This window comes from Curtobacterium sp. VKM Ac-1393, from assembly GCF_015350995.1.
Lineage (GTDB): Bacteria > Actinomycetota > Actinomycetes > Actinomycetales > Microbacteriaceae > Curtobacterium.
The window spans coordinates 356,016-381,653 of sequence record NZ_JADKRW010000003.1; the positions used below are offsets into that span (position 1 = coordinate 356,016).

General features: G+C 71.4%; 28 protein-coding genes. 20 read left to right on the top strand and 8 right to left on the bottom strand.

Annotated features, from left to right (window positions below; genetic code table 11):
- Nucleotides 1–6 precede the first annotated feature (6 nt).
- Complete coding sequence (locus ITJ59_RS08815) at nt 7–297, bottom strand: metal-sensitive transcriptional regulator (protein ID WP_111084793.1); 291 nt, start codon at nt 295–297, stop codon at nt 7–9.
- Nucleotides 298–411: 114 nt separating this feature from the next.
- On the opposite strand from ITJ59_RS08815, the gene ITJ59_RS08820 reads away from it, so the two are divergent.
- The 11 genes from ITJ59_RS08820 (at nt 412) to ITJ59_RS08870 (ending at nt 6,697) form a co-directional block, all read left to right on the top strand.
- Nucleotides 412–1,617 carry an AraC family transcriptional regulator gene (locus ITJ59_RS08820; protein WP_194650724.1) on the top strand — a complete coding sequence of 402 codons (1,206 nt, stop codon included), beginning with the start codon at nt 412–414 and terminating at the stop codon, nt 1,615–1,617.
- A 161-nt stretch (nt 1,618–1,778) separates the two neighbouring features.
- Nucleotides 1,779–2,243 (top strand): Asp23/Gls24 family envelope stress response protein, encoded by a 465-nt coding sequence (locus ITJ59_RS08825; protein WP_194650725.1) that lies wholly within the window; start codon nt 1,779–1,781, stop codon nt 2,241–2,243.
- On the top strand, nt 2,240–2,431 hold the full coding sequence (locus tag ITJ59_RS08830) for a DUF2273 domain-containing protein (protein ID WP_123291766.1): 192 nt from the start codon (nt 2,240–2,242) through the stop codon (nt 2,429–2,431). Before ITJ59_RS08825 ends, ITJ59_RS08830 begins: the two co-directional genes overlap by 4 nt.
- Nucleotides 2,428–2,742 carry a hypothetical protein gene (locus tag ITJ59_RS08835; RefSeq protein ID WP_194650726.1) on the top strand — a complete coding sequence of 105 codons (315 nt, stop codon included), beginning with the start codon at nt 2,428–2,430 and terminating at the stop codon, nt 2,740–2,742. Before ITJ59_RS08830 ends, ITJ59_RS08835 begins: the two co-directional genes overlap by 4 nt.
- Nucleotides 2,743–2,751: 9 nt before the next feature.
- Entirely contained in the window at nt 2,752–3,327 is a 576-nt protein-coding gene (locus ITJ59_RS08840; RefSeq protein ID WP_194650727.1) for a DUF6286 domain-containing protein, read from the top strand.
- Nucleotides 3,324–3,887: a hypothetical protein gene (locus tag ITJ59_RS08845; RefSeq protein WP_194650728.1), complete on the top strand. Its 564-nt coding sequence runs from the start codon at nt 3,324–3,326 to the stop codon at nt 3,885–3,887. The genes ITJ59_RS08840 and ITJ59_RS08845 overlap by 4 nt, the downstream gene beginning before the upstream one ends.
- 97 nt (nt 3,888–3,984) lie before the next feature.
- Nucleotides 3,985–4,158: a CsbD family protein gene (locus ITJ59_RS08850; protein WP_138801834.1), complete on the top strand. Its 174-nt coding sequence runs from the start codon at nt 3,985–3,987 to the stop codon at nt 4,156–4,158.
- Nucleotides 4,159–4,235: 77 nt separating this feature from the next.
- Complete coding sequence (locus ITJ59_RS08855) at nt 4,236–5,330, top strand: Asp23/Gls24 family envelope stress response protein (RefSeq protein ID WP_194650729.1); 1,095 nt, start codon at nt 4,236–4,238, stop codon at nt 5,328–5,330.
- The gene (locus ITJ59_RS08860) at nt 5,327–5,743 is read left to right on the top strand and encodes an MFS transporter permease (protein WP_194650730.1); all 417 of its coding nucleotides are present in this window, start codon (nt 5,327–5,329) and stop codon (nt 5,741–5,743) included. The genes ITJ59_RS08855 and ITJ59_RS08860 overlap by 4 nt, the downstream gene beginning before the upstream one ends.
- A 38-nt stretch (nt 5,744–5,781) precedes the next feature.
- Nucleotides 5,782–5,973 (top strand): hypothetical protein, encoded by a 192-nt coding sequence (locus ITJ59_RS08865; protein ID WP_194646958.1) that lies wholly within the window; start codon nt 5,782–5,784, stop codon nt 5,971–5,973.
- Between the two features lie 73 nt (nt 5,974–6,046).
- Complete coding sequence (locus ITJ59_RS08870) at nt 6,047–6,697, top strand: gamma-glutamylcyclotransferase family protein (RefSeq protein ID WP_323749456.1); 651 nt, start codon at nt 6,047–6,049, stop codon at nt 6,695–6,697.
- Here ITJ59_RS08870 and ITJ59_RS08875 read toward each other — a convergent pair.
- Genes ITJ59_RS08875 through ITJ59_RS08885 form a run of 3 tightly spaced genes read right to left on the bottom strand, consistent with a single transcriptional unit; the run spans nt 6,673 to nt 11,470 of the window.
- Nucleotides 6,673–7,659: an NAD-dependent epimerase/dehydratase family protein gene (locus ITJ59_RS08875; protein ID WP_194650731.1), complete on the bottom strand. Its 987-nt coding sequence runs from the start codon at nt 7,657–7,659 to the stop codon at nt 6,673–6,675. The two genes, ITJ59_RS08870 and ITJ59_RS08875, sit on opposite strands and share 25 nt — an antisense overlap.
- Nucleotides 7,656–10,370: an alpha/beta fold hydrolase gene (locus tag ITJ59_RS08880; protein WP_323749457.1), complete on the bottom strand. Its 2,715-nt coding sequence runs from the start codon at nt 10,368–10,370 to the stop codon at nt 7,656–7,658. Before ITJ59_RS08880 ends, ITJ59_RS08875 begins: the two co-directional genes overlap by 4 nt.
- On the bottom strand, nt 10,367–11,470 hold the full coding sequence (locus ITJ59_RS08885; RefSeq protein WP_194650885.1) for a 3-oxoacyl-ACP synthase III: 1,104 nt from the start codon (nt 11,468–11,470) through the stop codon (nt 10,367–10,369). Before ITJ59_RS08885 ends, ITJ59_RS08880 begins: the two co-directional genes overlap by 4 nt.
- A gap of 131 nt (nt 11,471–11,601) precedes the next feature.
- On the opposite strand from ITJ59_RS08885, the gene ITJ59_RS08890 reads away from it, so the two are divergent.
- On the top strand, nt 11,602–16,215 hold the full coding sequence (locus tag ITJ59_RS08890; RefSeq protein WP_194650732.1) for an Ig-like domain-containing protein: 4,614 nt from the start codon (nt 11,602–11,604) through the stop codon (nt 16,213–16,215).
- 70 nt (nt 16,216–16,285) lie between these two features.
- On the opposite strand, the gene ITJ59_RS08895 is transcribed toward ITJ59_RS08890, so the two are convergent.
- Nucleotides 16,286–17,479, bottom strand: a complete 1,194-nt coding sequence (locus tag ITJ59_RS08895; RefSeq protein ID WP_194650733.1) for a RimK family alpha-L-glutamate ligase — start codon at nt 17,477–17,479, stop codon at nt 16,286–16,288.
- A 411-nt stretch (nt 17,480–17,890) separates the two neighbouring features.
- Here ITJ59_RS08895 and ITJ59_RS08900 point away from each other — a divergent pair, with 411 nt between their 5' ends.
- From ITJ59_RS08900 to ITJ59_RS08910, 3 genes are read left to right on the top strand one after another with little or no spacing between them, the layout of a single operon-like run.
- Nucleotides 17,891–18,301 (top strand): antitoxin Xre/MbcA/ParS toxin-binding domain-containing protein, encoded by a 411-nt coding sequence (locus tag ITJ59_RS08900; RefSeq protein WP_228511260.1) that lies wholly within the window; start codon nt 17,891–17,893, stop codon nt 18,299–18,301.
- Nucleotides 18,298–18,933 (top strand): RES family NAD+ phosphorylase, encoded by a 636-nt coding sequence (locus tag ITJ59_RS08905; RefSeq protein ID WP_194650735.1) that lies wholly within the window; start codon nt 18,298–18,300, stop codon nt 18,931–18,933. Before ITJ59_RS08900 ends, ITJ59_RS08905 begins: the two co-directional genes overlap by 4 nt.
- A 32-nt stretch (nt 18,934–18,965) precedes the next feature.
- Nucleotides 18,966–19,448 carry an ATP-dependent zinc protease gene (locus ITJ59_RS08910; protein WP_194650736.1) on the top strand — a complete coding sequence of 161 codons (483 nt, stop codon included), beginning with the start codon at nt 18,966–18,968 and terminating at the stop codon, nt 19,446–19,448.
- A 118-nt stretch (nt 19,449–19,566) separates the two neighbouring features.
- Here the strand turns inward: ITJ59_RS08910 and ITJ59_RS08915 are convergent, their stop codons facing one another.
- The gene (locus ITJ59_RS08915; RefSeq protein ID WP_194650737.1) at nt 19,567–20,460 is read right to left on the bottom strand and encodes an alpha/beta hydrolase; all 894 of its coding nucleotides are present in this window, start codon (nt 20,458–20,460) and stop codon (nt 19,567–19,569) included.
- Nucleotides 20,461–20,625: 165 nt separating this feature from the next.
- The gene (locus tag ITJ59_RS08920) at nt 20,626–21,186 is read right to left on the bottom strand and encodes a TetR/AcrR family transcriptional regulator (protein ID WP_194650738.1); all 561 of its coding nucleotides are present in this window, start codon (nt 21,184–21,186) and stop codon (nt 20,626–20,628) included.
- A 41-nt stretch (nt 21,187–21,227) separates the two neighbouring features.
- On the opposite strand from ITJ59_RS08920, the gene ITJ59_RS08925 reads away from it, so the two are divergent.
- Nucleotides 21,228–22,460, top strand: a complete 1,233-nt coding sequence (locus tag ITJ59_RS08925; RefSeq protein ID WP_194650739.1) for an MFS transporter — start codon at nt 21,228–21,230, stop codon at nt 22,458–22,460.
- On the opposite strand, the gene ITJ59_RS08930 is transcribed toward ITJ59_RS08925, so the two are convergent.
- Nucleotides 22,366–22,704: a YciI family protein gene (locus tag ITJ59_RS08930; protein WP_194650740.1), complete on the bottom strand. Its 339-nt coding sequence runs from the start codon at nt 22,702–22,704 to the stop codon at nt 22,366–22,368. The genes ITJ59_RS08925 and ITJ59_RS08930 overlap by 95 nt on opposite strands.
- 131 nt (nt 22,705–22,835) lie before the next feature.
- On the opposite strand from ITJ59_RS08930, the gene ITJ59_RS08935 reads away from it, so the two are divergent.
- Genes ITJ59_RS08935 through ITJ59_RS08950 form a run of 4 tightly spaced genes read left to right on the top strand, consistent with a single transcriptional unit; the run spans nt 22,836 to nt 25,607 of the window.
- Nucleotides 22,836–23,246 (top strand): hypothetical protein, encoded by a 411-nt coding sequence (locus ITJ59_RS08935; protein ID WP_194650741.1) that lies wholly within the window; start codon nt 22,836–22,838, stop codon nt 23,244–23,246.
- Nucleotides 23,243–23,551 (top strand): transcriptional regulator, encoded by a 309-nt coding sequence (locus ITJ59_RS08940; RefSeq protein WP_194650742.1) that lies wholly within the window; start codon nt 23,243–23,245, stop codon nt 23,549–23,551. The genes ITJ59_RS08935 and ITJ59_RS08940 overlap by 4 nt, the downstream gene beginning before the upstream one ends.
- 59 nt (nt 23,552–23,610) lie before the next feature.
- Entirely contained in the window at nt 23,611–24,885 is a 1,275-nt protein-coding gene (locus ITJ59_RS08945; RefSeq protein ID WP_194650743.1) for a sensor histidine kinase, read from the top strand.
- Nucleotides 24,867–25,607, top strand: a complete 741-nt coding sequence (locus tag ITJ59_RS08950; protein WP_228511261.1) for a response regulator — start codon at nt 24,867–24,869, stop codon at nt 25,605–25,607. Before ITJ59_RS08945 ends, ITJ59_RS08950 begins: the two co-directional genes overlap by 19 nt.
- Nucleotides 25,608–25,638: the final 31 nt, after the last annotated feature.

The window sequence follows — 25,638 nt, forward strand, 5'->3', positions numbered from 1 at the left end:
TGGCGGTCACGAGCGCACGAGTCGGGCGATGGCCTGGCTCGCCTCGCGGACCTTCTCGTCCGCGGCGTCACCGCCCTCGGCCACGGCCTCGGCGACGCAGTGCTTGAGGTGGTCCTCGAGCAGCGACAGCGCGACGCGTTCGAGCGCCCGGTTCGCCGCGGAGATCTGGGTCAGGACGTCGATGCAGTACGTCTCGTCCTCGACCATCCGGGCGATGCCGCGCACCTGTCCCTCGGCGCGACGGAGTCGCTTGAGCAGGTCGTCCTTGTCGCCGATGTACCCGACGTGTTCGTGCATGATTGCCTCCACGGTCCTCAATACGGTACCCCCCTAGGGTATTCCCCGTCGACAGGGAACACGCGCGAACGCGGGTATTCACCTCTCCCGGCACTCGATGTCATGATCTCCACCATGACCGATCCGGCGACGAACGGCTTCCGCAGGCAGCGGTTCGCCGACGGCGACGGCTCCGACTACTCCGACATCTTCGAGGCCGAGTACCACGGGTCCGACTTCGCCTCGGAGACGTTCGCGACCGATGACACCCGCTACGAGTACACGGTCGTGGGCGACGACGACCTGACGCTGCGGACCATGCGCGCCGAGGGCGGTCGACGCGGCGGCGTGATCGGGGTGCGGGACGACCACGTGGTGTTCTGGCTCACGAAGGGTCGGCTCGAGATGCACTTCGCCGACCGCACACGGGTCGTCGAGCCGGGCAGCCCCTACATCGCCAGCGCATCCGAGGCCTACCGGTTCGAGTCCGACGGCACGGTCTACAACGGGGTCCACATCGCCGACTCCTTCCTGCGGACCGTCGGGCGCGACCTCGGCTACCGCTTGCCGGACGGCCCACTGCTGTTCGACCAGCAGGACGACGTCATCGCCCGCCGCGAACCGCTGCGGCACCTCATCGGCGAACTCGGCCCGGCCCTCGTGGACGACCGCGTGGTCGGACCCATGCGGACCGCACTGAACCGTCGACTGGCGATCGTCATCCTCGACACCTTCCCGATCCGGAACCGCGGCGACGACGTCCCCGTCGCGAACCGACTCCGCGACGCGATCCGGTACGTCGAGCAGCACGCGGCGGAGCGTCCGGCGGTCTCGGACATCGCTGCGGCGTGCGGGCTCAGCCAGCGCGGGCTGCAGGACGTCTTCGCGCGGACACTCGACTCCACCCCGAACCGGTTCCTGCGCGAGCACCGGCTGGACCGCGTCCGCAGCGAACTCCTGCTCGCCGACGACCTCGCCGGCGTCGCGAGCAGCGTCGCCGTCGTCGCACGTCGCTGGGGCTTCACCAACCCTGGCCGGTTCGCCTCCGCGTACCGCGAGCGGTTCGGCGAAGACCCCGCCACCACCCGCCGTGCGTCGCTGTCCGCCCGACCAGACGGCGGCCGCGCCTCGTGGCGCGTCCGTCGTGCCGTCGCGTACATCGAGCAGCACGCTGCCGAGGACCTCTCCCTGCAGGACATCGCCGACGCTGCCGGGGTGTTGCCGCGGCGCCTGCAGCAGCTCTTCCGGGCCGAGCGGGGCCAGTCGCCGATGGCGTGCGCGAGGGCGATCCGTGCTGCCGCCGAACGCAACGCGGCGGACGGAACACGCGAAATCGCCTGACCGATCGACCAGGGGGTACAGCCACATCCGCGTGTTTCCGGGGATTCCTGGAATTCTGCCGAATCCGGAAAGTCGTGTGTGACGAATCTCTGGTGGAGCCCGTCTCATCCGTGAACAGCAACCGCTGGGAACGCCCGGCGGGACATCGAAAGGAACGAACCATGGCTGACACCACCCCCACCACTCCGGCCACGACCGCCGCGGCCCGGACCACCTCGCACGCTGGTTCGAACAGCGGCGTGACCGGCAAGACCGTCATCGACGACACCGTCGTGTCGAAGGTCGCCGGCATCGCAGCGCGTGAGGTCAACGGCGTGCACTCCCTCGGTGGCGGCGCTGCTCGTGCGATCGGTGCGATCCGTGACGCGATCGGCCAGCGCGACTTCGGTCAGGGCGTCAAGGTCGAGGTCGGCGAGAAGCAGGTCGCCGCGGACATCGTGATCGTCGCCGAGTACCCGGTGTCGCTCCAGCAGGTCGCCGACGGCGTCCGCAGCAGCGTCGCCCGCGCCCTCGAGCAGATCGTCGGCATGGAGGTCGCCGAGGTCAACGTCACCGTGCAGGACGTCTTCATCCCGGGTGACGACGACGACAACGACGACGAGAAGAAGGAAGCGCGAGTCGCATGAGCAACACACTGATCGGTGCCCTCATCGGTGCCGTCCTCGCAGTCGTCGCACTGCAGTTCGGGTTCTGGGGCTTCGTCCTGGTCATCGTCTTCGGTGCGATCGGAGCCCTCGTGGCCGCCCTCGCCACCGGCAAGATCGACCGTGGTGCCCTGACCGACGTGCTCACCGGGCGCCGGAGCTCACGGTGAACGCCGGCCCGGACGTCCCGGGCCGCGTCGAGATCACCGCTCGTGCACTGACCTCGCTGGCGCGGGCCGTCGCAGCCGAACGGCTCGGCGCCCCCGCCAAGCGGGTCAGGGTCGGTCTCGGAGACGTGGCCGGCGCGATGGCCCTCGACGTCACCGGCCCGATCGCCGCGGGTGACGACCTCGTCGCCCGCTCGGTCCGGGTCGCCGACGAGGTCAAGGCCCGCGTGAGTGAACTCACCGGCCGCCGCGTCGGCAGTGCCCACATCGAACTCACCGGGATCGTGCGCGAGCGCGAGTCCCGAACCCGGTAGGAGACCATCATGAGCAACGGTTCCGTCGAACGACGCATCCGTCGTCGGAGCGTGCACCGCTCCCGCTCGACCGCGGTCGCGGTCGCGTTGGTGGTGCTCGCCCTGGTCGCCGCGTGGATCGGTACCGAATCGGTCCTGCGGGCGATCGGCCGGCCGCCGCTGGTCGCCGACCCGCAGACCGCCGTCGATGCAGCCCTGCAGCCCGACGCCGCGTTCGTCACGATCGCCGAGGTCATCGCCGTCGTCCTCGTCGTCCTCGGCGTCGTGCTGATCGTCCTGGCCCTGAAGCCCGGCCGGCAGCACCGCTCGGTCGTGGACCACGACCGCGGGGCCGTCGTCATCGACACCCGCATCGTCGCCTCCACCGCCGCGAACGCCGCGGGGACCGCTGCGGGCGTGCCCGAGGGCAACGCCTCGGCCACCGCCCGGGGTCGCCGCACCGACGTCCGGATCGTGCCCGTCACCGGCATCCCGGTCGACGAGCAGGCCGTGGAGGCAGCCGTCCGTGACCGCCTCAGCGGTCTCGACGAACGATTCGGCCGGAACATCCGCGTCCGCGTCGAGGAGAAGGGAACCCTGGCATGACCAAGAGCAACCGGACCATGAACCGGATCATCCTCTTCGTCCTCGGCCTGATCGCCGTCGTCGTCGGTCTCACCATCGGCGCGGGTGTCCTGCCCGCCGTGCAGGACGCGATCAAGCCCTACGTCGACCTGCCGAGCAGCCTGGACGTCCCCGCGTCGTCGCTCTGGATCGTCGCCGCGGCCTGCGCCGTCGTCATCGTGCTCGCCCTGGTCTGGGCGTTCACCCGCGGCGGGGGCGGCACCTCCGTCGCCGTCCGTGAACGCTCGGGTGAGGACGCCGTCACGGTGAACGTGGCCCTCGTCCGCGACGTCGTCGAGCACGAACTCGCCGGGGTCCGCGACGTCGTCGGCTCCCGCGTCGACACCTACCTGGTGCGCAAGCAGCGTGCCGCTCGCATCCGCGTCGCGGTCCGCCGCGGCGGGGACGCCGTCTCGGTGCTCGACGCCGTCGACCGCGCCGTCGCGGTCCTCGACCGCACGCTCGGCCGCCAGGTGCCCGTCCTGGTCCACCTCACCGGTGGGACCCGTTCGGTGCTCGCGAAGTCGACCCGCGTCCACTGACACCCGTCAGCCGGACGCACCACGGGCCTCCCGGCCCACCGAAGACCCACGCAACACCCACCACCGGGCGCACGCCCGACCGATGAAAGGACCCGTCATGGGACTCGACGACAAGATCAAGAACGCTGCTCAGGACCTCGCCGGCAAGGCGAAGGAGGCCGTGGGGAACGTCACCAACGACGACTCCAAGGTCGCCGAGGGCAAGAAGGACCAGGCCGCCGCGAGCGCCAAGCAGACCGGCGAGGACGTCAAGGACGTCTTCAAGAAGTAGGACGCTCGACACGTGACGGGGCACTCGCATCGTCGAGTGCCCCGATGCGTTCCCGCGGCCCCGAACGAGGAGGAACCATGGAGCACGACACCCACGCGCACACGCAGGTCACCGAGGTGGCACTGCCCGCAGAACTGACGGAGCCGCTGCCCGACGACGCGACCCCGGCGATGCTCATCGCGCGCACCGCGGCGGAGACCGCGCTCGGCGTGCCCGGCGTGCACCACCTCGGCGGGACCGTGTCCCGAGCCGCCGACGAGCTGCGGAAGCGACTCGGCCGCTCCGCCGGGACCGCCGGCGTGCAGGTCGACGACGAGGACGGCACCTTCGCGGTGCAGGTCTCCGTCATCGTGACCTACCCGCGGAACGTCCGCGAGGTCGCCGACGAGGTGAAGCGACAGGTCGCTGCAGCAGCCGGCCAGGTCGTGTCCGTGCCGACGACCGTGGACGTCCGCGTGCTGGACGTGCACGGACCGTTCGACGACGAGCCGTCGCCCGTCGAGCGAGCGGCCACCGCTGTCGGCGATGCCGTACAGGACGCCGCGAAGGCGACGAGCGAGACCACGAAGCGTGTGGCGACGGCGACCGTCGACGCCACGAAGCAGGCGGCCGACGCGACGGCCGAGGCGACGAAGCGCGCTGCGGACGCCACCGCGGACGTCACGAAGCAGGCGGCCGAGGTCACCGCAGACGCCACCAAGCGTGCCGCCGACGCGACGGTCGACACCGCCAAGCGTGCTGCCTCGGCCACCGCCGAGGCCACCAAGCAGGCGGCCGACGCCACCGCGGACGCCACGAAGCGTGCCGCCGACGTCACCGCGAACGCCGCTGAACAGGCCGTGGACGCGACGACCGCCACGGCTGGTCGGGTCCACGAAGCGGCATCCGACGCGCTCGACCGTGCGTCCGAGGGTGCGCGCGACGCCGCCGACACCGCGCGTGACGCCGCCGACCGCGCACGTGCTGCCGTCGCCGACGACGACGGCGCTCCGGCTCCCGTCGTGGCGAACGAGACCCCTGCCGACGCAGCCGTGCGTGCCGCCGACTCCGCTGAGGACGCCGCGCAGGACGCGGCCGACGCCGCAGCCGACGCCAGCGAGGCAGCGCGGGCAGCCGCCCGCGGCACCGAACAGCCGGCTACCCCGGCTGCACCGACCGCGGACCGACCGTGACCACCGCCTGGTCCGGCGGCCGCCGGCCCCGCACGCGTCGGCCTCGGCCGCGCGGGGTGTGGATCGCCGGCGGCATCGGGGTGGTCCTGGTCGCCGGAGTCCTGCTCGGAGCGTTCCTGCCCCTGGTCGGGTTCCTCGGCGGCATCACCGCCACGACCGCCGGTCTCGTGCCGTTCCCGTTCGTCCGGGTCACGGTCGTCGCGGTGCTCGGCCTGATCGTCGTGCTCGCGCTCCTCGCCCTGGCCCTGACCCGCCGGCACACGACGACGGCGACCATCGCGGTCGTGCTCGCCGTCCTGGTCAGCATCGCCGTCACCGTCGTGCCCGTGGTCCTGGTGGCCGTCGGGTCCGCCGACCGCGCCGGCGACGTCTGGCCCATCATCACCGAGCTCTGGCAACGCTTCACCGGCTGACCTGTCGGCACCCGCACCATCGACCAAGGAGTCCCACCATGCGCAACCGCATCATCGTCATCGGCCTGATCGTCCTCGTCGGCTTCTGGTTCGGCTCGCGCGCGAACCGCCCGGTGATCAAGACCTCCAAGGGCGAGACCGTCCGCAAGGCCTGGAACGACCCGCACGCGCGCAAGGCGCGCAAGAAGCTGGGCAAGAAGATCGCGAAGGCCGCCAAACGGCACGGCTGACGACCTGGAGGCCCGGATCACCTGCGCCGATCGGCGCGCGTGATCCGGGCCTCCTTTCCGCTAGCCTCTCGACGTGAAGCGTCTCTCCCCCGGCCAGCGCTGGGTCATCGGTCTCGGCGCGTTCGCGCTCGTCTGTCTCGTCGTCGGTCTGATCGCGATCACCGTCGGGATCGCGAACGGTCAGGCGATGTGTGGCTCGTCAGAAGACGACTTCTTCGAGGCCTGTCCCAGGGACACCTCCGGCATCGTCTGGGGCAGCGTCCTCGGTGTCGTCGGCCTGCTCCACCTCGGGCTGACCGGGTTAGCGGGCGCCTTCGTGTGGACGTCGACACCGACGATCGGTCCGAAGCCGTTCCGGCAGCCCGCTCCCCTGCCCGGTTCGACGCACCGGGTGTTCTCCTACGGCACGCTCCAGCAGCCCCTCGTGCAGGAGTCGCTGTTCGGCGGACACGTCCCCACCACCGACGACGCACTGCCCGGCTGGCGACTCGACTGGGTGGCGATCACCGACCCCGAGGTGGTCAGGACGAGCGGCTCGGACCTGCACCCGATCCTCCGCCGAGGCGCTCCCGGCGACGTCGTCGAGGGGTCGGCTCTGACGCTCGGGTACGAGTGGCAGCTCCGCGCGGTCGATGACTACGAGGTCGCGGACTACCGGCGCATCCGGGTCGAGCTCACCTCGGGTCTGTCAGCGTGGGTCTACGTGGCGGCCGACGCGGTCTGAGCCGCCGCCAGGCGCGCGAGGCCCTCGTCGATCGACACCGACGGCGTCCACTGCAGGTCGGCTCGGGTGCGGCGTTGGTCGAACCAGTGCGCCGTCGACAGCTGCTCGGCGAGGAACCGTGTCATCGGCGGCTCGTCCTGGCCCGGACGCACGCGCCACACGGCCTCGACCAGTGAGCCAGCGGTCCGCGCGACGGCGGCCGGCACGTGCCACCGCGGTGCCGCGACGCCGGAGGCCGCGCAGATCCCGGCGAGCAGGTCCGCGACGGGCCACGGCTCGCCGTTCGTGACGACGTAGGCGTTGCCGTGCACCCCGTCGTCGGCAGCGTGCTCGAGCGCCGCGACCATGGCCGACGCGGCGTTGTCCACGTACAGGGTGTCGATGAGCGCGGCTCCGGAGTCGAGCAGCGGGAGCCGACCAGCCCGCGCCCGCTCGACGATCCGGCCGATCAGCTGGGTGTCCCCCGGCCCCCACACCAGGTGCGGGCGGACGGCGACCACGGCGAACCCGGGAGCGTCGGCCTCGAGCGCGAGCAGTTCGGCCGCGGCCTTCGTGCGGGCGTAGTCGCCACGGGCACGATCAGGTTCGGCGACGCCCGCTCCGGCGCCGACGAGCGACGATCCGGTGTGCGCGACCGACGGTGACGAGACGAACACGAACCGCCGGGCACCGGCACGACGCGCGGCGTCGACGAGCGCTCGGGTGCCGTCGACGTTGACGCGGACGAAGTCGGCCGGGTCACCCGCCAGGGAGACCTTCGCGGCGAGGTGCACGACGGCGTCGACCCCGTCGACTGCCCGGGCCACCGCCGCGGCGTCGGTCATCGAGCCGGAGACGTCCTGCACGCCCGCGACCCCTGATGGCCGTCGCTGGAACGTCCGGACCTCGTGCCCGGCGTCCCGCACGGCGGCCGCCGTCGCCCGACCGAGGAACCCACTTGCGCCGGTGACCAGGACCGTCACGGGCGGACCATCCGTCCACCGGACAGCACCGCGGCGGCCCAGCGGGACAGCCGGGTGCGGTCGACCTTCGAGTTGTGCCGGATGTCGGTCGGCAGCACGGGCACGGTGAGCACGGCGGCGAGCTGAACTCCGGCCGCGGCACGGACCGACGCGGCCAACGCCGGCGACGCCAGGGCGGGTCGTCGGGCACGTCGCCCGCCGGTGGTCTCGACGACGGCCACGACCTGCTGCGTGCCACGCGGGCCGATCCCCGCGACACCGGCACGGCCGACCCCGGGAACGTCCTCGATGCGCTGCTCGGGTCCGACCGGGGTGACGACGCCGTCGGGGGTGGTGAGCACGTGCTGCATCCGCCCCTCGACCCACAGCTGCCCCGTGGCGTCGAGGTGCCCGACGTCACCCGTGCGGTGTCCGCGGGGGTCGTCGACGCCGAGGCGCGCGACCCGGTTCGTCCGCCACAGCCGGTCGTAGTGGTCGCGCACGTGCGGCGCCACGACGACGATCTCGCCGGTCACACCCGCCGCGTCGGTCAGTGCACCGGTCGCAGCGCCCGCACCGTCGAGCGGCGCGATCCGCACCCGGACGTTCGCCGCCGGGAGCCCGACGCAGATGCCCTCGTCGTCCGAGGCCGCAGCCGCACGGACGCCGTCCAGGTCCACGTCGGTCATGAGCAAGCCCTCGGTCATGCCGTAGGGGGTGTGCGCACTCGCGTTCGGCATCAGCTCGGTCGCCGCGGTCAGCAGCGCGGCGGACACCGGAGCACCCGCCGACAGGAACAGCCGGACGCGTGCGAGCGCCGCGCGGTCGGCGTCGGTCAGCACCGACGCCGTCGCCACGACGTTCGCCAGTGCCGCCGGCGAGAGGAACACCACGGTCGCGTCCGCTGCGGCCACCGAGGCCGCGACGGCGCGTGCCGTCAGCGTCCGGGGCGCGGTGACGTCCATGTCGGGTGCCACGGACCGTGCACCGAGGGCGGGACCGAGCAGTGCGAAGGGTGCGAAGCCCGCGACCAGGCCGGTACCGACCCCGACGTCGTACTGCGCGGCCAGGACGTCACGGACGGCGCCGAGCTGCCCGTGCGTGTAGACGACACCCTTCGCCGGCCCGGTCGACCCGGAGGTGAACAGGATCGCGGCCGGAGCGTCGGACGCCGGGGCCGCCGGCAGCGACGACCCGTGGGCGAGCCGACGAGCGCCGCGCCGGGCGACGTCGACGAGGGTGTGCTCCACCCGCAACGCACGCCGTGCGGGCGCGGGCAGCGGGACGGTCGCGATGCGCCGCCCCGGCCAGCCGAGTGCTCGGGCGGCCCCGAGACCGGGCAGCGCGCCGATGATCCAGTCGGGTCGGGCACCGCGGACCGCACGGGTCAGGCCGCGCAGCCCGAGTCCGGCGTCGGCCACCACGACGACCGCACCGATCCGCACGCAGGCGTACAGGACGGCGGTCAGGTCGGCTCCCGGGGTGACGAGCAGTGAGACCCGGTCACCGCTCCGGACCCCGAGGTCGTCCAGCCCGGCGGCGATCTCGTCCACCCGACGTGCGAGCAGGCGCCACGTGATCGTGCGAGGACCGCCGGCGGCGGCCATCTCGACCAGGGCGGGTTCGTCGCTGTCGCGCAGGTCGTCGAGTGCGGCGCCGAGCGGGCGGCTCACGTCGGTCGACTGGTCGGCGTCGACCGGGAGGTCCGTGGTGACTGATGCAGGCACGTGGCCGTCCGGCAGGCGGTCGCCGATCCAGTCGAACACCGCGCCCGCCACGTCGGCGTCGTCGGGCAGCAGGTGGCCGGCACCCTCGAAGCGGTGCACGTCGGCGTGCGGCAGCCGCTCGGACAGGTCGTCGAGGTAGCGCTCCAGGAACACCGGGTCGCGCGGACCCCACAGCAGCAGTGCGGGGACGTCGAGCGCCGCGACCCCCGCGGCGATGCGGTCGAGTTCGAACGCGCTCCGGTGCCGGGCGTCGACGGGGATGTCCGCCACGAACCCACCGATCCCGCCACGACGGGCGGCACCGCGGTACGGGGCGCGGTAGCCGTCAGCCACGGTACGGTCGAGCTTCGGGTGCGCGATGCCGAGTGTCGTCTCGAGGAACGCCGGCGTCACGACGGTCGCACGGCCGAGCAGTCCCGGGCCCAGCGCCAGCCGCAGTGGTGCGGGGATCGGGGCGTCGTCGGGTTGGTGCACAGCGGTGTTGCACGTCATCACCGCTGCCAGGACGTCGGGGTGGTCGACCGCCCAGCCGAGCGACACGACTCCGCCCCAGTCGTGACCGAGGGTGACGACCGGGCCGGTCAGCCCGAGTTCGTCGGTCAGGGCGCCGAGGTCCGCAACGCGCTGCGGCAGCCCCCGTTCCACCCCGGTGCGCTCCGAGAAGCCCATGTCGAGCTGGTCGACGGCGACCACGCGCCAGGCCGGGCCACCGGCCCGTGCGACCTCGAGCGAGGTGCGGAGCACCGACCGCCACAGGTACGACCACGTGGGGTTGCCGTGCACGCACAGGATGGTGCCGACCGGTTCCACGCCGAGCGCGGCCAGGGACCCGGCCGTGTCGAGGAGGTGCCAGGTGCGCGCGGCGCGATCTGTGCCTCCCGTCCGCTCTGCAGACCACGCGGGGACCGTGACCAGGCGCGACCAGGCCGGGTCGAGTCCGGGCAGGGAAGGCGGCTGCGTCGCCGGAGCCGTGCTCGCGGCGACGCGGGGCAGCCGGGACCTCACCAGTGGAGTTCCATCATCGCCGTGTTGATGCCGGAACCGACGCCGCCCAGGAAGACGCGGTCACCGCGGCGGATGCCGCCGGACTCGACCTCGTCGGCCAGGGTGATCGGGATCGACGCCGGGCCGACGTTGCCGAAGCGCTGGTAGGTGGTGGGGACCTTGTCGCGCGGGATGCCGATGGCCTCGACGAACGCGTTGGTGTGCACGTCCGAGACCTGGTGCAGGACGTAGCGGTCCATGTCGGCCCAGTCGAAGTGAGCGCGGGCCTCGGTCCAGGCCGCGACGACGAGCTCCATGCCGCCCTTGAGCAGCATCTTGGCGTCCGTGAACATGCCGTCCACGCTGCCGACGCACAGGTCGTACCACTGGGTCGCCGCGCGGGTGACGCCGCCGACGATCCGGTGTCCTTCGGGGTGCAGGTCCGCCGGGCCGAGCACGGCGGCCGCGGCACCGGACCCGAGGGTCAGGCTGGCGAACTCGCTCATGAAGTCCTTGCGGTTCCGACCGCCCTGGTTCAGGCGGTCGATGGTGTTGAGCTGCACCTGGTCGGCGTCCTCGCCGTCGACGACGAGCGCGTACTTTATCTGACCGGAGTCGATCATGCCCGCGGCGACGCTCATGGCGTTGACGAACCCCAGGCAGGCGTTCGCGATGTCGAAGTTGATCGCGGACGATGGCAGACCGAGCCCGTGGTGCAGGCGCACGGCGACCGACGGCTCGAGGTGCGGACGGGTCACCGAGGTGTTGATGAGCAGCCCGATCTCGTCGGGACGCACTCCTGCCTCGGCCATCGCGCGACGGCCGGCGTCGATGGCGGCGTCCTGGAAGGTCTGGCCCTCGCCCCAGTTCCGACGCTCGATCACACCGGCGACGCGCTCGAGCAGCCCCATCGGCAGGCGGAGCCGGCGGAGGACGCCGCGCAGACGTGCCTCGATGTCGGCTGAGGTCGTCACGCGTTCGGCGGTCGTCGTCGCCACGGAGAGCAGGGAGACGTTGTGGTGCTTGGCCGTGGCGTTGCCGGGCTGCTCGGGTTCGCTGCTTGCCCGTTCACCGCTCGATGCCTGGTCGACCGGCCGTTCCGTCATGATCGTCACCGACACATACTTCCGCATCCAGCCTGTGTGTGCAGTCCGGATGCGTAGAACAGGGAAGATTCGCCGGACTGGCGTATTGCACCTGTTATTAATATTTCGTATGATGGCTACCGACCGCACCCGAGATCGGAGCCCGAATGCCCCCGCTCAACAAGTCCACCGCAGCAGCAGCACTGCTCCTCGCGTTCGCACCGCTGGCCGTGCCGGACATGGCCGCCGCAGCTGCCGCGACCACCGAAGCGACGCGTACCGACGGCGTCGCCACCGAGCCGTCCGTCGAGCAGTCGGACGCACCGGCGGACGAGTCGGGGGCTCCGGAAGCGACCGAGGCCGAGGCACCCGAGGTCGAGGCACCCGAGGTCGAGGCACCCGAGGCGCCTGAGGCGCCTGAATCCCCTACGGAGGTCATCGCCGAACCGGAACCGACGCCCGATGTGGTGGCTCCGACCGCGCCGGCCACACCCGCCCCGACCTCGTCCCCTGCCGCGGTCACACCGAACGAGACGACCATCAACGTCTACGCAGTCGGAGCGGACGACGTCGCCGGGCAGCCGGGGACGATGGTGCGCGAGTCGACGCTCAACGTGAAGAACGCGAGCGGGTTCAACATCCCGAACCGGATGCTCGACTACCACTGGTCGATCTCGGGCCCGGGTCAGTTCCGGACGTCGAACCCACCGTTCGCCGTGACCAACACCGGGTCGCCGAACGTGCAGGGCTGCACCCTGACCGATTCGAAGCACTACGACTGCATCGGGGCCAATCCGACCACGCTGAACACGGGAGCGGCGAACTACAACCACATCCGGACGAGCGTGTTCATCGACGCCGATGCCCTTCCGGGCGACGTGGTCACGCTCACCGGGTGGCTGGAACCGAACGCCGCATCGGGCTACGTGAACTCGGCCGAGGTCACGTCCACCACGTGGCGCACCTGGGTGCCCCTCACCGCCGCCGTCATCGACGCCCCCACGACCAAGGTCGACTCGACACCCGTCATCCGAGGCAAGGGGGTCCCCGGCGGGACCGTCGACGTGACCGTCGGCGACCGGTCGCTCGTGACCGTACCGGTCGAGGACGACGGCACGTGGACGCTGCCCGTGACCGAGGCCCTCGCCGACGGGGCGGTCACCGTGACCGCCGTGCAGCACCGGAACGGCTTCACCGCGGACCCGACCGTCGCGACCCTGGACGTCGACGCCACCGCGCCCGATGCCCCGATCGTCGATGCCCCCGGCACCCTCACCGACCCGACCGGTCCCATCACCGGTGTCGCTGAACCCGGTTCCACCGTCATCGTCCGCGACCCTGACGGCAACGAGCTCGGCCGCGGCACGGCCGACGACGACGGCGCCTTCTCCGTCCGCCTCGACGCCCCACTTCCCGAGGGTGCGTCCGACCTGGTCGTCGTCGCAGAGGACGAGGTGGGCAACGAGTCCGACGAGACGACCGCGACCGCCGTCGTGCCGGACACCACCGCGCCCGACGCCCCGGTCGTGGACGGCCTCCAGGACCTCGCCAGCTCGACCGGGCCCGTCACGGGCACCGCCGAGCCCGGCGCAACCGTCATCGTCCGCGATGAAGACGGCAACGTCATCGGCCGCGGCACGGCCGACGACGACGGCGACTTCGCCGTGGAACTCGACGGCCCGCTCACCGAGGGCGACCACGCCCTCGAGATCGTCGCGGTCGACGACGCCGACAACGAGTCGACATCGACACCGGTCACCGTGATCGCACCGGACGTCACCGCTCCTGACGCTCCGATCAGCACCACCCCGGAGTGGCTCACCGACGCGACGGGACCGTTCACCGGTTCTGCCGAGCCGGGCTCAACGGTCATCATCCGCGACGCCGACCACAAGGAGATCGGACGCGGCACAGCCGGAGACGACGGCCAGTTCCGGATCGTCCTCGACGAACCCCTCACCGACGGCGCCCACGACCTCGAGATCGTCGCCGAGGACAAGGTCGGGAACACCTCCGAGGCCACCGCCATCACGGTCGACGTGGACGACGCCGCGCCCAACGCCCCCGTCGTCACCAGCCCCACCGACCTCGCCGACGGCCAGGGCCCCATCACCGGAACCGCCGAGCCGGGCGCCACCGTCATCGTCCGCGATGAGGACGGCAACGTCATCGGCACCGGCACGGCGAACGAGGACGGCGACTGGTCCATCGAGCTCGACGAACCACTCGCCGACGGCAAGCACGACCTCGACGTCATCGCGAAGGACAAGGCCGGCAACACCTCGACGCCGACCCCGATCATCATCGACGTCGACACCGAAGCGCCCGACGCGCCCGTCGTGACCAGCCCGACCGACCTTGCCGACGGCACCGGCCCCATCACCGGAACGGCGGAGCCGGGTTCCACCGTCATCGTCCGCGATGAAGACGGCAAGGAGATCGGCCGCGGCGAAGCGGACAAGGACGGCAACTTCACGGTCGAGCTGGACGAGCCGCTCAAGGACGGATCGCACGACGTCGTCGTGGTCGTCGAGGACAAGGCGGGCAATGAGTCCGACCCCACCAAGACCACCGTCAAGATCGACACCGAGACCCCGGATGCACCGGTCGTGACCAGCCCGTCTGATCTCGCCAACGGCCAGGGTCCCATCACCGGAACCGCCGAGCCGGGTTCCACCGTCATCGTCCGCGACGAAGACGGCAAGGAGATCGGTACCGGCATCGCCGACGAGGACGGCAACTTCACCGTCGAGCTCGACGAGCCGCTGAAGGACGGCAGCCACGATCTGGAGATCGTGGTCGAGGACAAGGCGGGCAATGAGTCCGACCCCACCAAGACCACCGTCGAGATCGACACCGAGACCCCGGATGCACCGGTCGTGACCAGCCCGTCCGACCTCGCAGATGGCCAGGGCCCCATCGCCGGGATCGCGGAGCCGGGTTCCGCCGTCATTGTCCGCGACGAAGACGGCAACGAACTCGGCCGCGGCATCGCCGACGAGGACGGCAACTTCGAGATCATCTTGGACGAGCCGCTCAAGGACGGCAGCCACGAGCTCGAGATCGTGGTCGAGGACCAGGCCGGCAACGAATCCGACCCCACCAAGACCACCATCGTCATCGACACCGAAGCGCCCGACGCGCCCGTGATCACCAGCCCGGCCGACCTCGCCAACGGCCAGGGGCCCATCGCCGGAACCGCCGAGCCGGGTTCCACCGTCATCGTCCGCGACGAAGACGGCAAGGAGATCGGTACCGGCATCGCCGACGAGGACGGCAACTTCACCGTCGAGCTCGACGAGCCCCTCAAGGACGGATCCCACGACTTGGAGATCGTGGTCGAGGACCAGGCCGGCAACGAGTCCGACCCCACCAAGACCACCGTCGAGATCGACACCGACGCACCGAACGCACCGGTGATCACCAGCCCGTCTGATCTCGCCGACGGCACCGGCCCCATCACCGGGATCGCGGAGCCGGGTTCCACCGTCATCGTCCGCGACGAAGACGGCAAGGAGATCGGCCGCGGCACGACGGACGAGGACGGCAACTTCACCGTCGAGCTCGACGAGCCCCTCAAGGACGGATCCCACGACTTGGAGATCGTGGTCGAAGACAACGCCGGCAACGAATCCGACCCCACCAAGACCACCGTCGACATCGACACCGACGCACCGAACGCACCGGTGATCACCAGCCCGTCTGATCTCGCCGACGGCACCGGCCCCATCGCCGGGATCGCGGAGCCTGGTTCCACCGTTATCGTCCGCGATGAAGACGGTAAGGAGATCGGCCGCGGCACGGCGGACGAGGACGGGAACTTCACCGTCGAGCTCGACGAGCCGCTGAAGGACGGATCCCACGACTTGGAGATCGTGGTCGAGGACCAGGCTGGGAACGAATCCGACCCCACCAAGACCACCGTCGAGATCGACACCGAAGCACCGGATGCACCCGTGATCACCAGCCCGTCCGACCTCGCCAACGGCCAGGGGCCCATCACGGGCACCGCCGAGCCGGGCGCCACCGTCATCGTCCGCGATGAGGATGGCAACGAACTCGGCACCGGCATCGCCGACGAGGACGGCAAGTTCGAGATCATCTTGGACGAACCACTCAAGGACGGCAGCCACGAGCTCGAGATCGTGGTCGAGGACCAGGCCGGGAACGAATCCGACCCCACCAAGACCACCGTCGACATCGACACGATCGCACCGAAGACCCCCGTCCTGGAAGTCTTCGATGACATCGTCGACGGCACGGGCGTGGTCCGTGGCACCGCCGAACCCGGTACCACGGTGATCATCCGCGACTCCGACGGCCGAGAGATCGGACGCGGAACTGCGGGTGCAGACGGGCGCTTCGCGTTCCGGACGACCGTGCCGCTGGATCCGGGAGCCCATCTGCTCTCCGTCGTCGCGGTCGACCGCGTCGGCAACGTCTCACCCGGCGGCAGCATGCTCGTGACGCTGGTGCCGGAGTCCGAGGAAGAGTCCGAGTCCGAGTCCGAGATCGCACTTCCCGTCATCACGGTTCCGGGAATCGCGCAGCCGTCGGCACCGGCGACCGGCGGAGCCCTCGCCGGCCCGTCCGCAGGCCCGGCCGCGCAGAACACGTCGGCCACCTCGGGCGCATCGAAGGGCACCGGCTCGGGTGAACTGGCCTTCACGGGTGCCGAGCTCAGCGGTTGGCTCGTTGCAGCGCTGAGCGCCCTCGGCCTGGGTGTCGTCCTGCGACTGCTCGGGCGTCGCCGCCGCGATCGCGACGTGCGCGGCGGCTGAACCGAGGCTCGAGACCGGAGGCCCGGCTCGCGTTCCCTTCGCGGGGAACGCGAGCCGGGCCTCCCGTCCGTCAGCCCTCCGACTGGAGCGGCTCCTTGGGCAGCTTCCGCACCTTCGCGCGACGCTTGCGTCGCTCCGGGATCATCGAACGCATCTCCTCGAGCTTGCCGAAGCACAGCAGCCGGTCCCCGGGCTCGAGCACGACACCACTCCGGGGGTTCGGGATGACGTTCGACGCGCGGTGCAGGGTGAGCACCGTGATGTCCCGGTCCCAGAGCCCCGACTCCTTGATCGTCTTGCCGACCAGATCGGCGTTCGTGTGGACGAGCAGCTCGGCGACCCCGTACCCGGTCGACACGGACAGGCGCTGCCGGACGTCGATCTCCGGGAACGCCACCTGGTTCGCGATGAAGTCGACGATCGCGCCGGCGATGTCCAGACCGGTCGCACGTTCGACGCCCTCGAGCCCCGGCGAGGAGTTCACCTCCATCACGAGCGGGCCGTCGTTGCCCTCGAGCATGTCGACGCCTGCGACCTTCAGACCCATGATCTGCGCCGAGCGGACCGCGACGGCCTCGTACTCCGGCGACAACGTGACCTTCTCGACGGTGCCCCCACGGTGCACGTTCGAGCGGAACTCGTCGCCCGAGGCCGTCCGGCGCATCGCGGCCACAACGCGGTCGCCGACGACGAGTGCACGGATGTCGCGCCCCCGGCTCTCCGCGATGAACCGCTGGATGAGGACGTTCTGCTTCGTCGAGTGCAGGGTCTCGACGATCGATTCGGCGACCTTCGCCTCCGGCGCCAGGATCACCCCGATGCCCTGTGTGCCCTCGAGGAGCTTGATCACGACGGGTGCTCCCCCGACGCGCTCGATGGCCCCACGGACGTCGGTACGGCCAGCCACGAAGGTCGTCGCCGGCATCCCGATGTCGTGTCGGGACAGGATCTGGTTCGCGCGCAGCTTGTCGCGCGAGTTCGTGATGCCGTTCGCGGTGTTCGGCGTGTACACGTCCATCTGTTCGAACTGCCGCACGACGGCGGTTCCGTAGTAGGTGATCGAGTTGCCGATCCGGGGAAGGACCGCGTCGTAGTCGGACAGCAGCTTGCCGCGGTAGAGCAGGTCCGGGTCGTCGCCGGACAGGTCGATCGCGAAGCGCAGGGTATTGAGGACCTTCACCTCGTGGCCGCGGTCGAGTGCCGCCGCACGGAGGCGTTGCGTCGAGTACGCCTGGGGCGCACGAGAAAGGATGGCGAGTTTCATCGAGAGGTTCTCCGCGGGGTCGGATCGACGGCGACGGTCCATCAAAGCACGCCCGCGTCGCATCACCGACGCCGGGTGTGCACTTTACGGTTTTGACGCTGGTGCGGTAGTATTGTTGTACTGATCGGACGGAGGATCGTGATGACGGTCAACTCGCACGGACTTCGAGCGGCTCGGAGCCGCCGGACCCCTCGACTCGCTGGATCCGGACGGGCCGCGGCGCTGCGATCCACGTCACCCGAGTGGCGTGTTCGTTCGCGGAGACCGTCGACGACGGATCCCGCCGCCTCCCCGTCGAGCGGCGAGGCCCGCGCCGAACCGGCAGAGGCCCTCCGGGATCGCCTCGTCGCCGCACTCCTCCGGCACGTCGACCTGATCGACCTTGCCGAGGTCGAGCGAGTGAACGGATCGATGGACGCCGTCGCGGAGCGGATGCTCGCCAGCATCCCCGGTGCCGACGTGCTCGACGACCGCGTCGGCCCGTTCTACGACACCGCGGGCCTGCGGAAGTGGTTCCGGATGAGCCGGCAGACCCTCGACGCACAGGCACGCGTCGGCGATGTGCTCTGCGTGATGTCCGCCGACGGCTTCCGGCTGTACCCGTCATTCCAGTTCGACGCACGGGGCATCCTGCTTCCACGGTTGCGCGAGGTCCTGGCGGTCCTGGATCCCGAGCGGGTCGATCTCTGGGGCGACGCTGTCTGGCTGAATGCCCCTGCTGATGAACTGGACGGCCGCACACCGGCCCAGGTGCTGCGGACCGACCGCTCCGACGAGGCCGTCCGTCTCGCAGCGCTCGCTGGGGCATTCCGACTCCGATGAGCACCGTCGCCGCGTGCACCGACGTCGCCCAAGCCGCCCCGCCGGTCGGGCTCGACCTCGCCGGCTTCCCGGACGGCGGCAGGTTCCCGGCAAGGGCGTTCCGAGCGCACCTCGGCGAGTTCGACCCCTGGCACTTCGCGAGCCACCCCGCCGGCCGGTTCAACCTGGCATATCCGAACGGAACGTGTTACTTCGCGGCAGCCGTTTCGACTGCCGTCCGGGAGTTCTACGGCCCGAAGGTCCGCCGCAACGAAGTGAGCGCTGCAGACGCCGCCGTCCTCCGCGTCTCGACGATCACTCCGCCGACCGATGCGACCTCCGCCGACGTCAGCGGCGCGGGAGCCGCACCCTTCGGCGTCACGAGCGAACTCACGACCATGGGCGACTTCACCATCACCAGGGCATGGGCGGAGCTGTTCAAGGACCACGTCGACGGCCTCCGCTACCGCTCGCGATTCGACCCCGGCGGCGAGGCATGGGCGCTGTTCGGAATCGCTGGCCCGGCGCCGTCGCTCGGCGGTGCGAGCGCGATCATCGACGGCGAACACGCGGTCGCGGCGGCCGGCATGTCGGTGCTGCCCGGACCACCGCGGAAGAGCGCCGTCCGGATGGTGCCGGACCCGCCCGGCTGACCGGGCCGGCGCGCATGCGACAGGATGGGCACATGGCTCGTGCTCCGAAGTCCCCCGACGGCGGGCTCGTCGTCGCCGGCTGGCGCGAGTGGGCCGGTCTGCCGGACCTCGGGCTGCCGTGGATCAAGGTCAAGCTCGACACGGGCGCGCGCAGCTCGGCGCTGCACGCCTTCGACCTCGAGGAACTGCCCGACGACCGGGTCCGGTTCTCGGTGCACCCGTGGCAGGACACCGATGCCGACGCGGTCACGGTCGAGTGCGACGTGCACGACCGGCGGATCATCCGCAGTTCGACCGGGCACACCCAGGAGCGCATCGTCGTGCTCACCACGATCACGCTGGCCGGACGGATCGTCGAGTCCGAGGTCACGCTGAGCAACCGCGACCAGATGGGGTTCCGGATGCTCGTCGGGCGCGAAGCCCTGCGGCAGGGCTTCCTCGTCGACCCTGCTCGGTCCTTCATGGCGGGCCGGGCTCCGAAGGAGATCCGGCGGCGCAACCGCGGTCGTGCCTGAGCGCTCCTCGTCAAGTTGCACGCGCCGTGGGCGCGACCGGTCGACGGCCTGGAGGCGCGGAGCCGGGCCGACACGGGCCTCCCGTCCGCCTCGGCGACCGCCCAGGGCGCGGGCTCGGTCAGCGGCCGAGGTGTCGGCCGAGGAAGGCGAGTTGCTGCGGCGCCAGGCGGCGCCAGTAGCCGTGGGTGTGCGCTCCGGGCTCGAAGCCGCCGGCCGGCGGCGCGTCGAACCCGTCGACGTAGGTGTGGATCGCGGGTGCGAACCCGTCGCCGTTGCCGCAGTCGACGCGGACCGCGACTCCGTCGAGCGCGCCCTGCCGACCGACGACCGTGTTCGCGCGGAAGTCGGCAGCGTCGTCGAAGGCGCCGCGCGCGGTGTCCGCCGCTGATGTCCAGAGCGCGGGGCTGATCGCCGACACCGCGCGGACGCGGGACGCACCGAGGACCCCACCGAGTCGGAGCGCGCCGAAGCCGCCCATCGAGTACCCGGCGAGCGCGAGTCGACCGGTGTCGAACCCGCGTCGCGCGATCCGGGGCAGGAACTCGTCGACGACCATCGCTGCGGGATCGTCACCGTCCGCGCGGTGGTGCCAGTACCGGTTGCCGCCGTCGATCGACGCGATCGCGAAGGGCGATCCACCATCCGCGATGTGGGCGGCGAGGAACCGGTCCCAGCCGAGCTCCCGCCCGAAGAACGACGCGTGGTCGTCGCCGTAGCCGTGGAGCGCGACCACCACCGGCAGCGGGCTGTCCGACTCCGGTGCGGCGATCGTCCAGCCGACGGTCCGTCCCTTCCGCGCGGTCGACACGAAGGTGCCGGAGACCGAGGGGACCGGCTTGGTGTCGGGGATGGTGCCGTCAGTGCCGTTCAAGCCGAGCACGCGGTACATCGTCGACCGGCCGGGCAGGAGATCGAGGTTGACCGCCTCGGCTGCAGCCCCCGCCGCGACGATGCCGACCCCGCCGATCAGCAGCGACCTGCGGGTGATCGTCGACGCACGCGAACGGGTCATCCGAGGGGCGCCGTTCCGTCGGGGGTCACACGCTGCACGATGAGGGCCCAGGAGAGTCGCTGCACAGGGGCAACGTACCGAGCGTGGGGCCGGAGGACTCCTGGCGCGCCGAGGGGTCGTGTGTGAGGATGCGCAGCCACGGGGTCCGGTATCGCCGGCACACGGTCAGGCCGCGTCGACGAGCGCAGCCGCGACCGCTCGGGCAGTCGCCGTGCCGCCGGCCGGGTCGCGCAGGCGCATCGCGAGGTACCCGGACACGACGAGCAGCAGTTGGTCGGCGAGCACACCGGCTCGATCACCGACGACCGGCACGGCCCGCTCGGTCAGCCGCGTGCGGAGCGCGCCGGTCTCACGGTCGAGCACCGTGTGGACCTCGGCCGGGGCGTCCGCGTACTCGGCAGCGGTGCCGAGGAAGGCGCACCAGCGGGACCCCGCGGCCGTCGACCGGTAGTCGTCGAGTGCGTCGAACACCGCGAGCAGCCGGCCACGATCGTCCGCTGCCGCTGCGACCGCACGGTCCCACGTGGCGAGCCAGTCGTCGTGGCGGCGGTCGAGCGCGGCGGCGACGAGGGCCTCCTTGCTCGGGTACCCGCGGTACAGCGTGGCGCTGGAGACTCCGGCGCGATCGAGGACGGCGTCGATGGGGGTCGCCGCGATGCCCCGCGTGAAGAAGAGCTCCTCGGCGGCGTCGAGCAGCTTCTGCTCGGTCCCTGAACGCATCGCCATGACTGCACCCTAAGCTCTCAAAAGTGAAACGATCGTTTTTGTTGCGACAGCGGCTCCTCGTCGTCAGCGGCCTGGCCCTGATCGGGGCGACCTACGGGCTGGTGCGCCTGGCGTACGGCCTGTTCCTGCCGGACGTGCAGCGCGACCTCGGCCTGCGCACGGACGCCGCCGGTTGGATCTCGTCCGGGGCCTCGGCGATGTACTGCGTCGGCGCGGTGATCGGGTTCCTGACCGCCGTGCGGATCCCCCGGTTGCTCGTCGCGGCGGCGGCGGGGATCGCCGGGGGCGGTGCGATCGCGATGGCGGCAGCGCCGGGGCCGTGGTCGTTCGGGATCGCCGTCGTGCTCGCCTCGACCGGGGCAGGCCTGGCGTCCCCTGCGCTCGTGCAGCTCGTGTCCCGCGCCGTGCCGGAGGCAGCGCAGGGGCGTGCCCAGGCGGTCGTCAACTCCGGGACCGGTCCGGGTCTGGTCGCCGCCGGGGTACTCGCCCTCGTGCTCCTGCCGGACTGGCGGACGGCCTGGGCGTGGTCCGGGGCCTTCGCGCTCGTCGTCGGTGTCGTGCTGCTCGTGGCGTCCGGCGCCAGCCGGTCCGGCGGCGACCGGCTCACTGCGCCCGAGGCATCGTGGTTCACGGCACACCGGCGGGTCGTGACGCTCGCACTGCTGTTCGGTACCGGATCCGCGGTCGTGTGGACCTACGGTCGCTCGGCGCTGGTCGACGCGGGCGCCCCGGTCGTGGTGTCGGTGTCGGCGTGGATCGCGCTCGGGGTCGGCGGTGCAGCGGTGGCGGGGACGGCACGGTGGACGAGTGGTCTCCGAGCGCGGACGCTCTGGGCGGTCACCGCGGGCGCGGTGACCGTAGCCGTCGTCCTGCTCGGGCTCGCACCGCAGTCGACCCCGGTCGCGCTGGCAGCGTGCACGGTGTTCGGGTGGGGGTACACGGCCGCGACCGGGGCGTTGATCGCCTGGACGACCGAGGTCGCCCCGGAGCGGTCGTCGTCCGGGACCTCGATGCTGTTCGTGGCGCTGGTACTCGGCCAGGCCGTCGGAGCCGCCGCGGCCGGGGCACTCGTCGCGGCGACGGGCTACGCGGTGACGTTCCTCGTCGGGGCCGTGGTCACCGCGGCGAGCGCCGTGCCCGCGGTCACCGGCAGCGGGGACGGGTCCGGCGCCCCGCGCATCACAGGAGTGGACGCAGCTCGATCTTCCGGTTGCACGCCTGCGACGCCTCGTGCGCCACACGGAGCGCGGTCTCGGCGTCCGGCAGCTCCATGACCCAGAAGCCGGCGACGAACTCGGTCGTGTCGACCACCAGCCCCGGGGTCGATGCCGAGCCGCCGCCGCGGGCGTCGACGACGGTGCCGTCGGCCGGCGCGGAAACCCCAGCGGCGAAGACGACCGCGTCGCCCAGGCGTTCGTTGAGGGCGTCGACCGCGGCGGCCTCGGCCTGACTGGCGGACTCGGTCCGGCCGGCGGCCTCGGCCTGCCCGTCGTCGATGACGTTGACGAGGAACTGCATGGTGTCTCCTCTGCTCGTTGGCGGGAGGCTACTCCCGCCCGGTGGAGCGGCGATCAACGTGTTCGCCGCAAAGCTGGTGTTCCGCTGGGACATCCGCGGATACTCCGGTTTGACGTTTACGATCTGTGAACATGAACACTTCCACTCGAGGAGTCGAGACCGGGACCCGGCTCAGGCAAGGGCGCGGCTGGCAGACACCGGTGTTCCTCTGCAGCGCCGCCGTGGTCGCGTCCTTCGTCTTCGTGGTCGAGGGGCTGGACGCACCGCGACTGCCCGTGCTGGCTGTCGTCGCGGTCCTCGTCATCGCGCTGTGGCTCGTCGCGAGCACCCGGCGGGTCGTCCCCCGCGGAGGCAACCGGCTGATGACCGTCGCCTGGGTTGCGACAGGCGTCCTGTACGTCCTCGCTGTCGCTCCGCTCGACGCCGTGTTGCTCCGAGGACTCGACGAGTCGACGTCGCTGGTGGCCTGGGGAGCGATCGCGCTCCTCGTCGCGGCTCCGCTCCTCGTCGCGGCGACGGTGGCTCGGCCACGTCGTCGATGACGAGCGGCACCCATCCCCGGCACCAACTCGACGACCGGATCCACTCGCCGGTGCGGTTCTCCCTGCTCGCCCTGCTCAGGACGGTGGACGAAGCGGAGTTCGGCGTCGTCCGGGACGCGCTCGAGGTCAGCGATTCGACGCTGTCCCAGGCGGCGGCCATCCTGGGAGAGGCGGGTTTCCTCCGCATCCGCAGACTCCGCGTGGGGAGGAGCACGAGGAGCTGGCTCGCTCTCACCGACTCAGGACGGGAGGCGTTCGAGCGGCACCTCGGCGTGATCCGGACGATCGCTGAGCCCGACGGGTGACCGGAGCGAGCAGAACCCGATGCACGAGGCCGGACCGGGATTCCGCTAGCGTTTCGCGGATGGGGACGACGGCGGAGTGGTCACGGCTGCCTGTGGGGCGCCGCGAACACCGGCAGGACGCCCTGCTCGCCCTCGTCCTCGCCGGCGGCCTGGCGATCACCACGGTCCTGTACAGCTCGGCCGGCACCTACGGCGACGACCAGGCGGCGTGGTGGGTCTCCGCCCTGATGGTCGTCGCGAACGCCGTCCCGATCGCATTCCGCCGTCGGTTCCCGATGTCCGCCGCCGTGGTGTCCGCGCTGGCCTTCGCAGCCACGCAGCTGTTGCACGTCCCCGAGCTGTTCGTCGTGAACTTCACGCTGTTCATCGCGCTGTACTCCGTCGGTGCGTGGTGCTCCGACCGGGTGCGGGCGGAGGCGGTCCGCTGGGTCGTCATCGGTGGGATGTTCGCGTGGCTGTTCATCGCGATCTCGTTCGGGTGGGCGGTGCCGAACGCGCTGCCGAACGACGAGGGCTCGCTCATCCCGCCGTACATCGCGTACTCGCTCCTGAACATCGTGATCAACGTCATCTACTTCGGCGCCGCCTGGTACGCGGGCAACCGGGCGTGGGCCTCGGCCGTCGCCAAGCACCAGCTCGACGAGCGGACCGCCGAGCTCGCCGCGGAGCGCGAACGCTCGTCGGCGCAGGCCGTGACGCTCGAACGCATCCGGATCGCCCGAGAGCTGCACGACGTCGTCGCCCACCACGTGTCGCTGATGGGCGTGCAGGCCGGTGCGGCCCGACGTGTGCTCGACCGTGACCCAGCGCAGGCGACGGCATCGCTCGGCGTGGTCGAGGAGAGCGCGCGCACGGCCGTCGAGGAGCTCCGGCGCATGCTCGGTACCCTGCGCTCGGAGGACGAACCGGGCACCGGCGACCGCGGTGTCGGGGACGGCCCGAGCACTGAGGTGATCGCCCGCATCGTGGAGCTCGCCGAGTCCGCCCGGGTCGCCGGGCACCCGACCGACTACGTGGTCGTGGGTGACGAGCGCCCCGTGCCGCCCACGGTCGCCACGGTGGCGTACCGGGTGGTGCAGGAGGCCGTGACGAACGTCCTCAAGCACGCCGGCCCCTCGGCACGCGCCGACGTCCGGTTGCGGTACCTCGACGACGGCGTCGAGGTCGAGGTGACCGACGACGGACACGGTGACGGCGCTGCGCGGAACACCGCGGGCAGCGGCCTCGGCCACGTCGGGATGCGGGAACGCATCGCTGCGGTCGGCGGACGGATCGAGATCGGGCCCCGCGCCCGGGGAGGGTACCTGGTGCGGGCATGGCTGCCGACGACGTGAACCACACGAACGACTCGACCGGCGCGACCGGCTCGACCGGCACGACCGGCACGACCGATCTGACGATCGTGCTCGCCGACGACCAGGAACTGGTCCGGGCCGGGTTCCGCGTGATCCTGGAGTCCGAACCGGGGTTCCGGGTGGTCGGCGAAGCGCCCGACGGTGCGCGTGCGGTCGAGGCGGTCCGGACCCTGCACCCGGACGTGGTGTGCCTCGACGTGCAGATGCCCGGTGTCGACGGGCTCGAGGCTGCGCGGCAGATCGCGGCGCTGCCAGACCCGCCGGCGGTGCTCATCCTGACGACGTTCGACAGCGACGACGCGCTGTTCCAGGCACTCGAGGCCGGAGCGAGCGGGTTCCTGCTGAAGAACGCTTCCCCCGAGCGGCTGATCGACGCCGTCCGGACCGTCGCCGCCGGGGACGCCCTGCTCGCACCCGACGTGACGCGACGGGTGATCAGCCGGGCAACGGCGACACCGACCGTGCCGACCGCGAGTCGGCGATGCGGTGACGACGCCCTCGCAGCGGCCGGGCTGACCGACCGCGAGACCGAGGTGCTCCGGCTGCTCGCCCGGGGTCTGAGCAACGCCGAGATCGCCGCCGAGCTGTACGTCGGCGACGCCACCGTGAAGACCCACGTGTCGAACGTGCTGCAGAAGCTCGCGCTGCGCGACCGGATCCAGGCCGTCGTCTGGGCCTTCGAGCACGGCGTCGCCGGCTGACCGCGCTCGACTCACCGACAGGCGGCTGCTG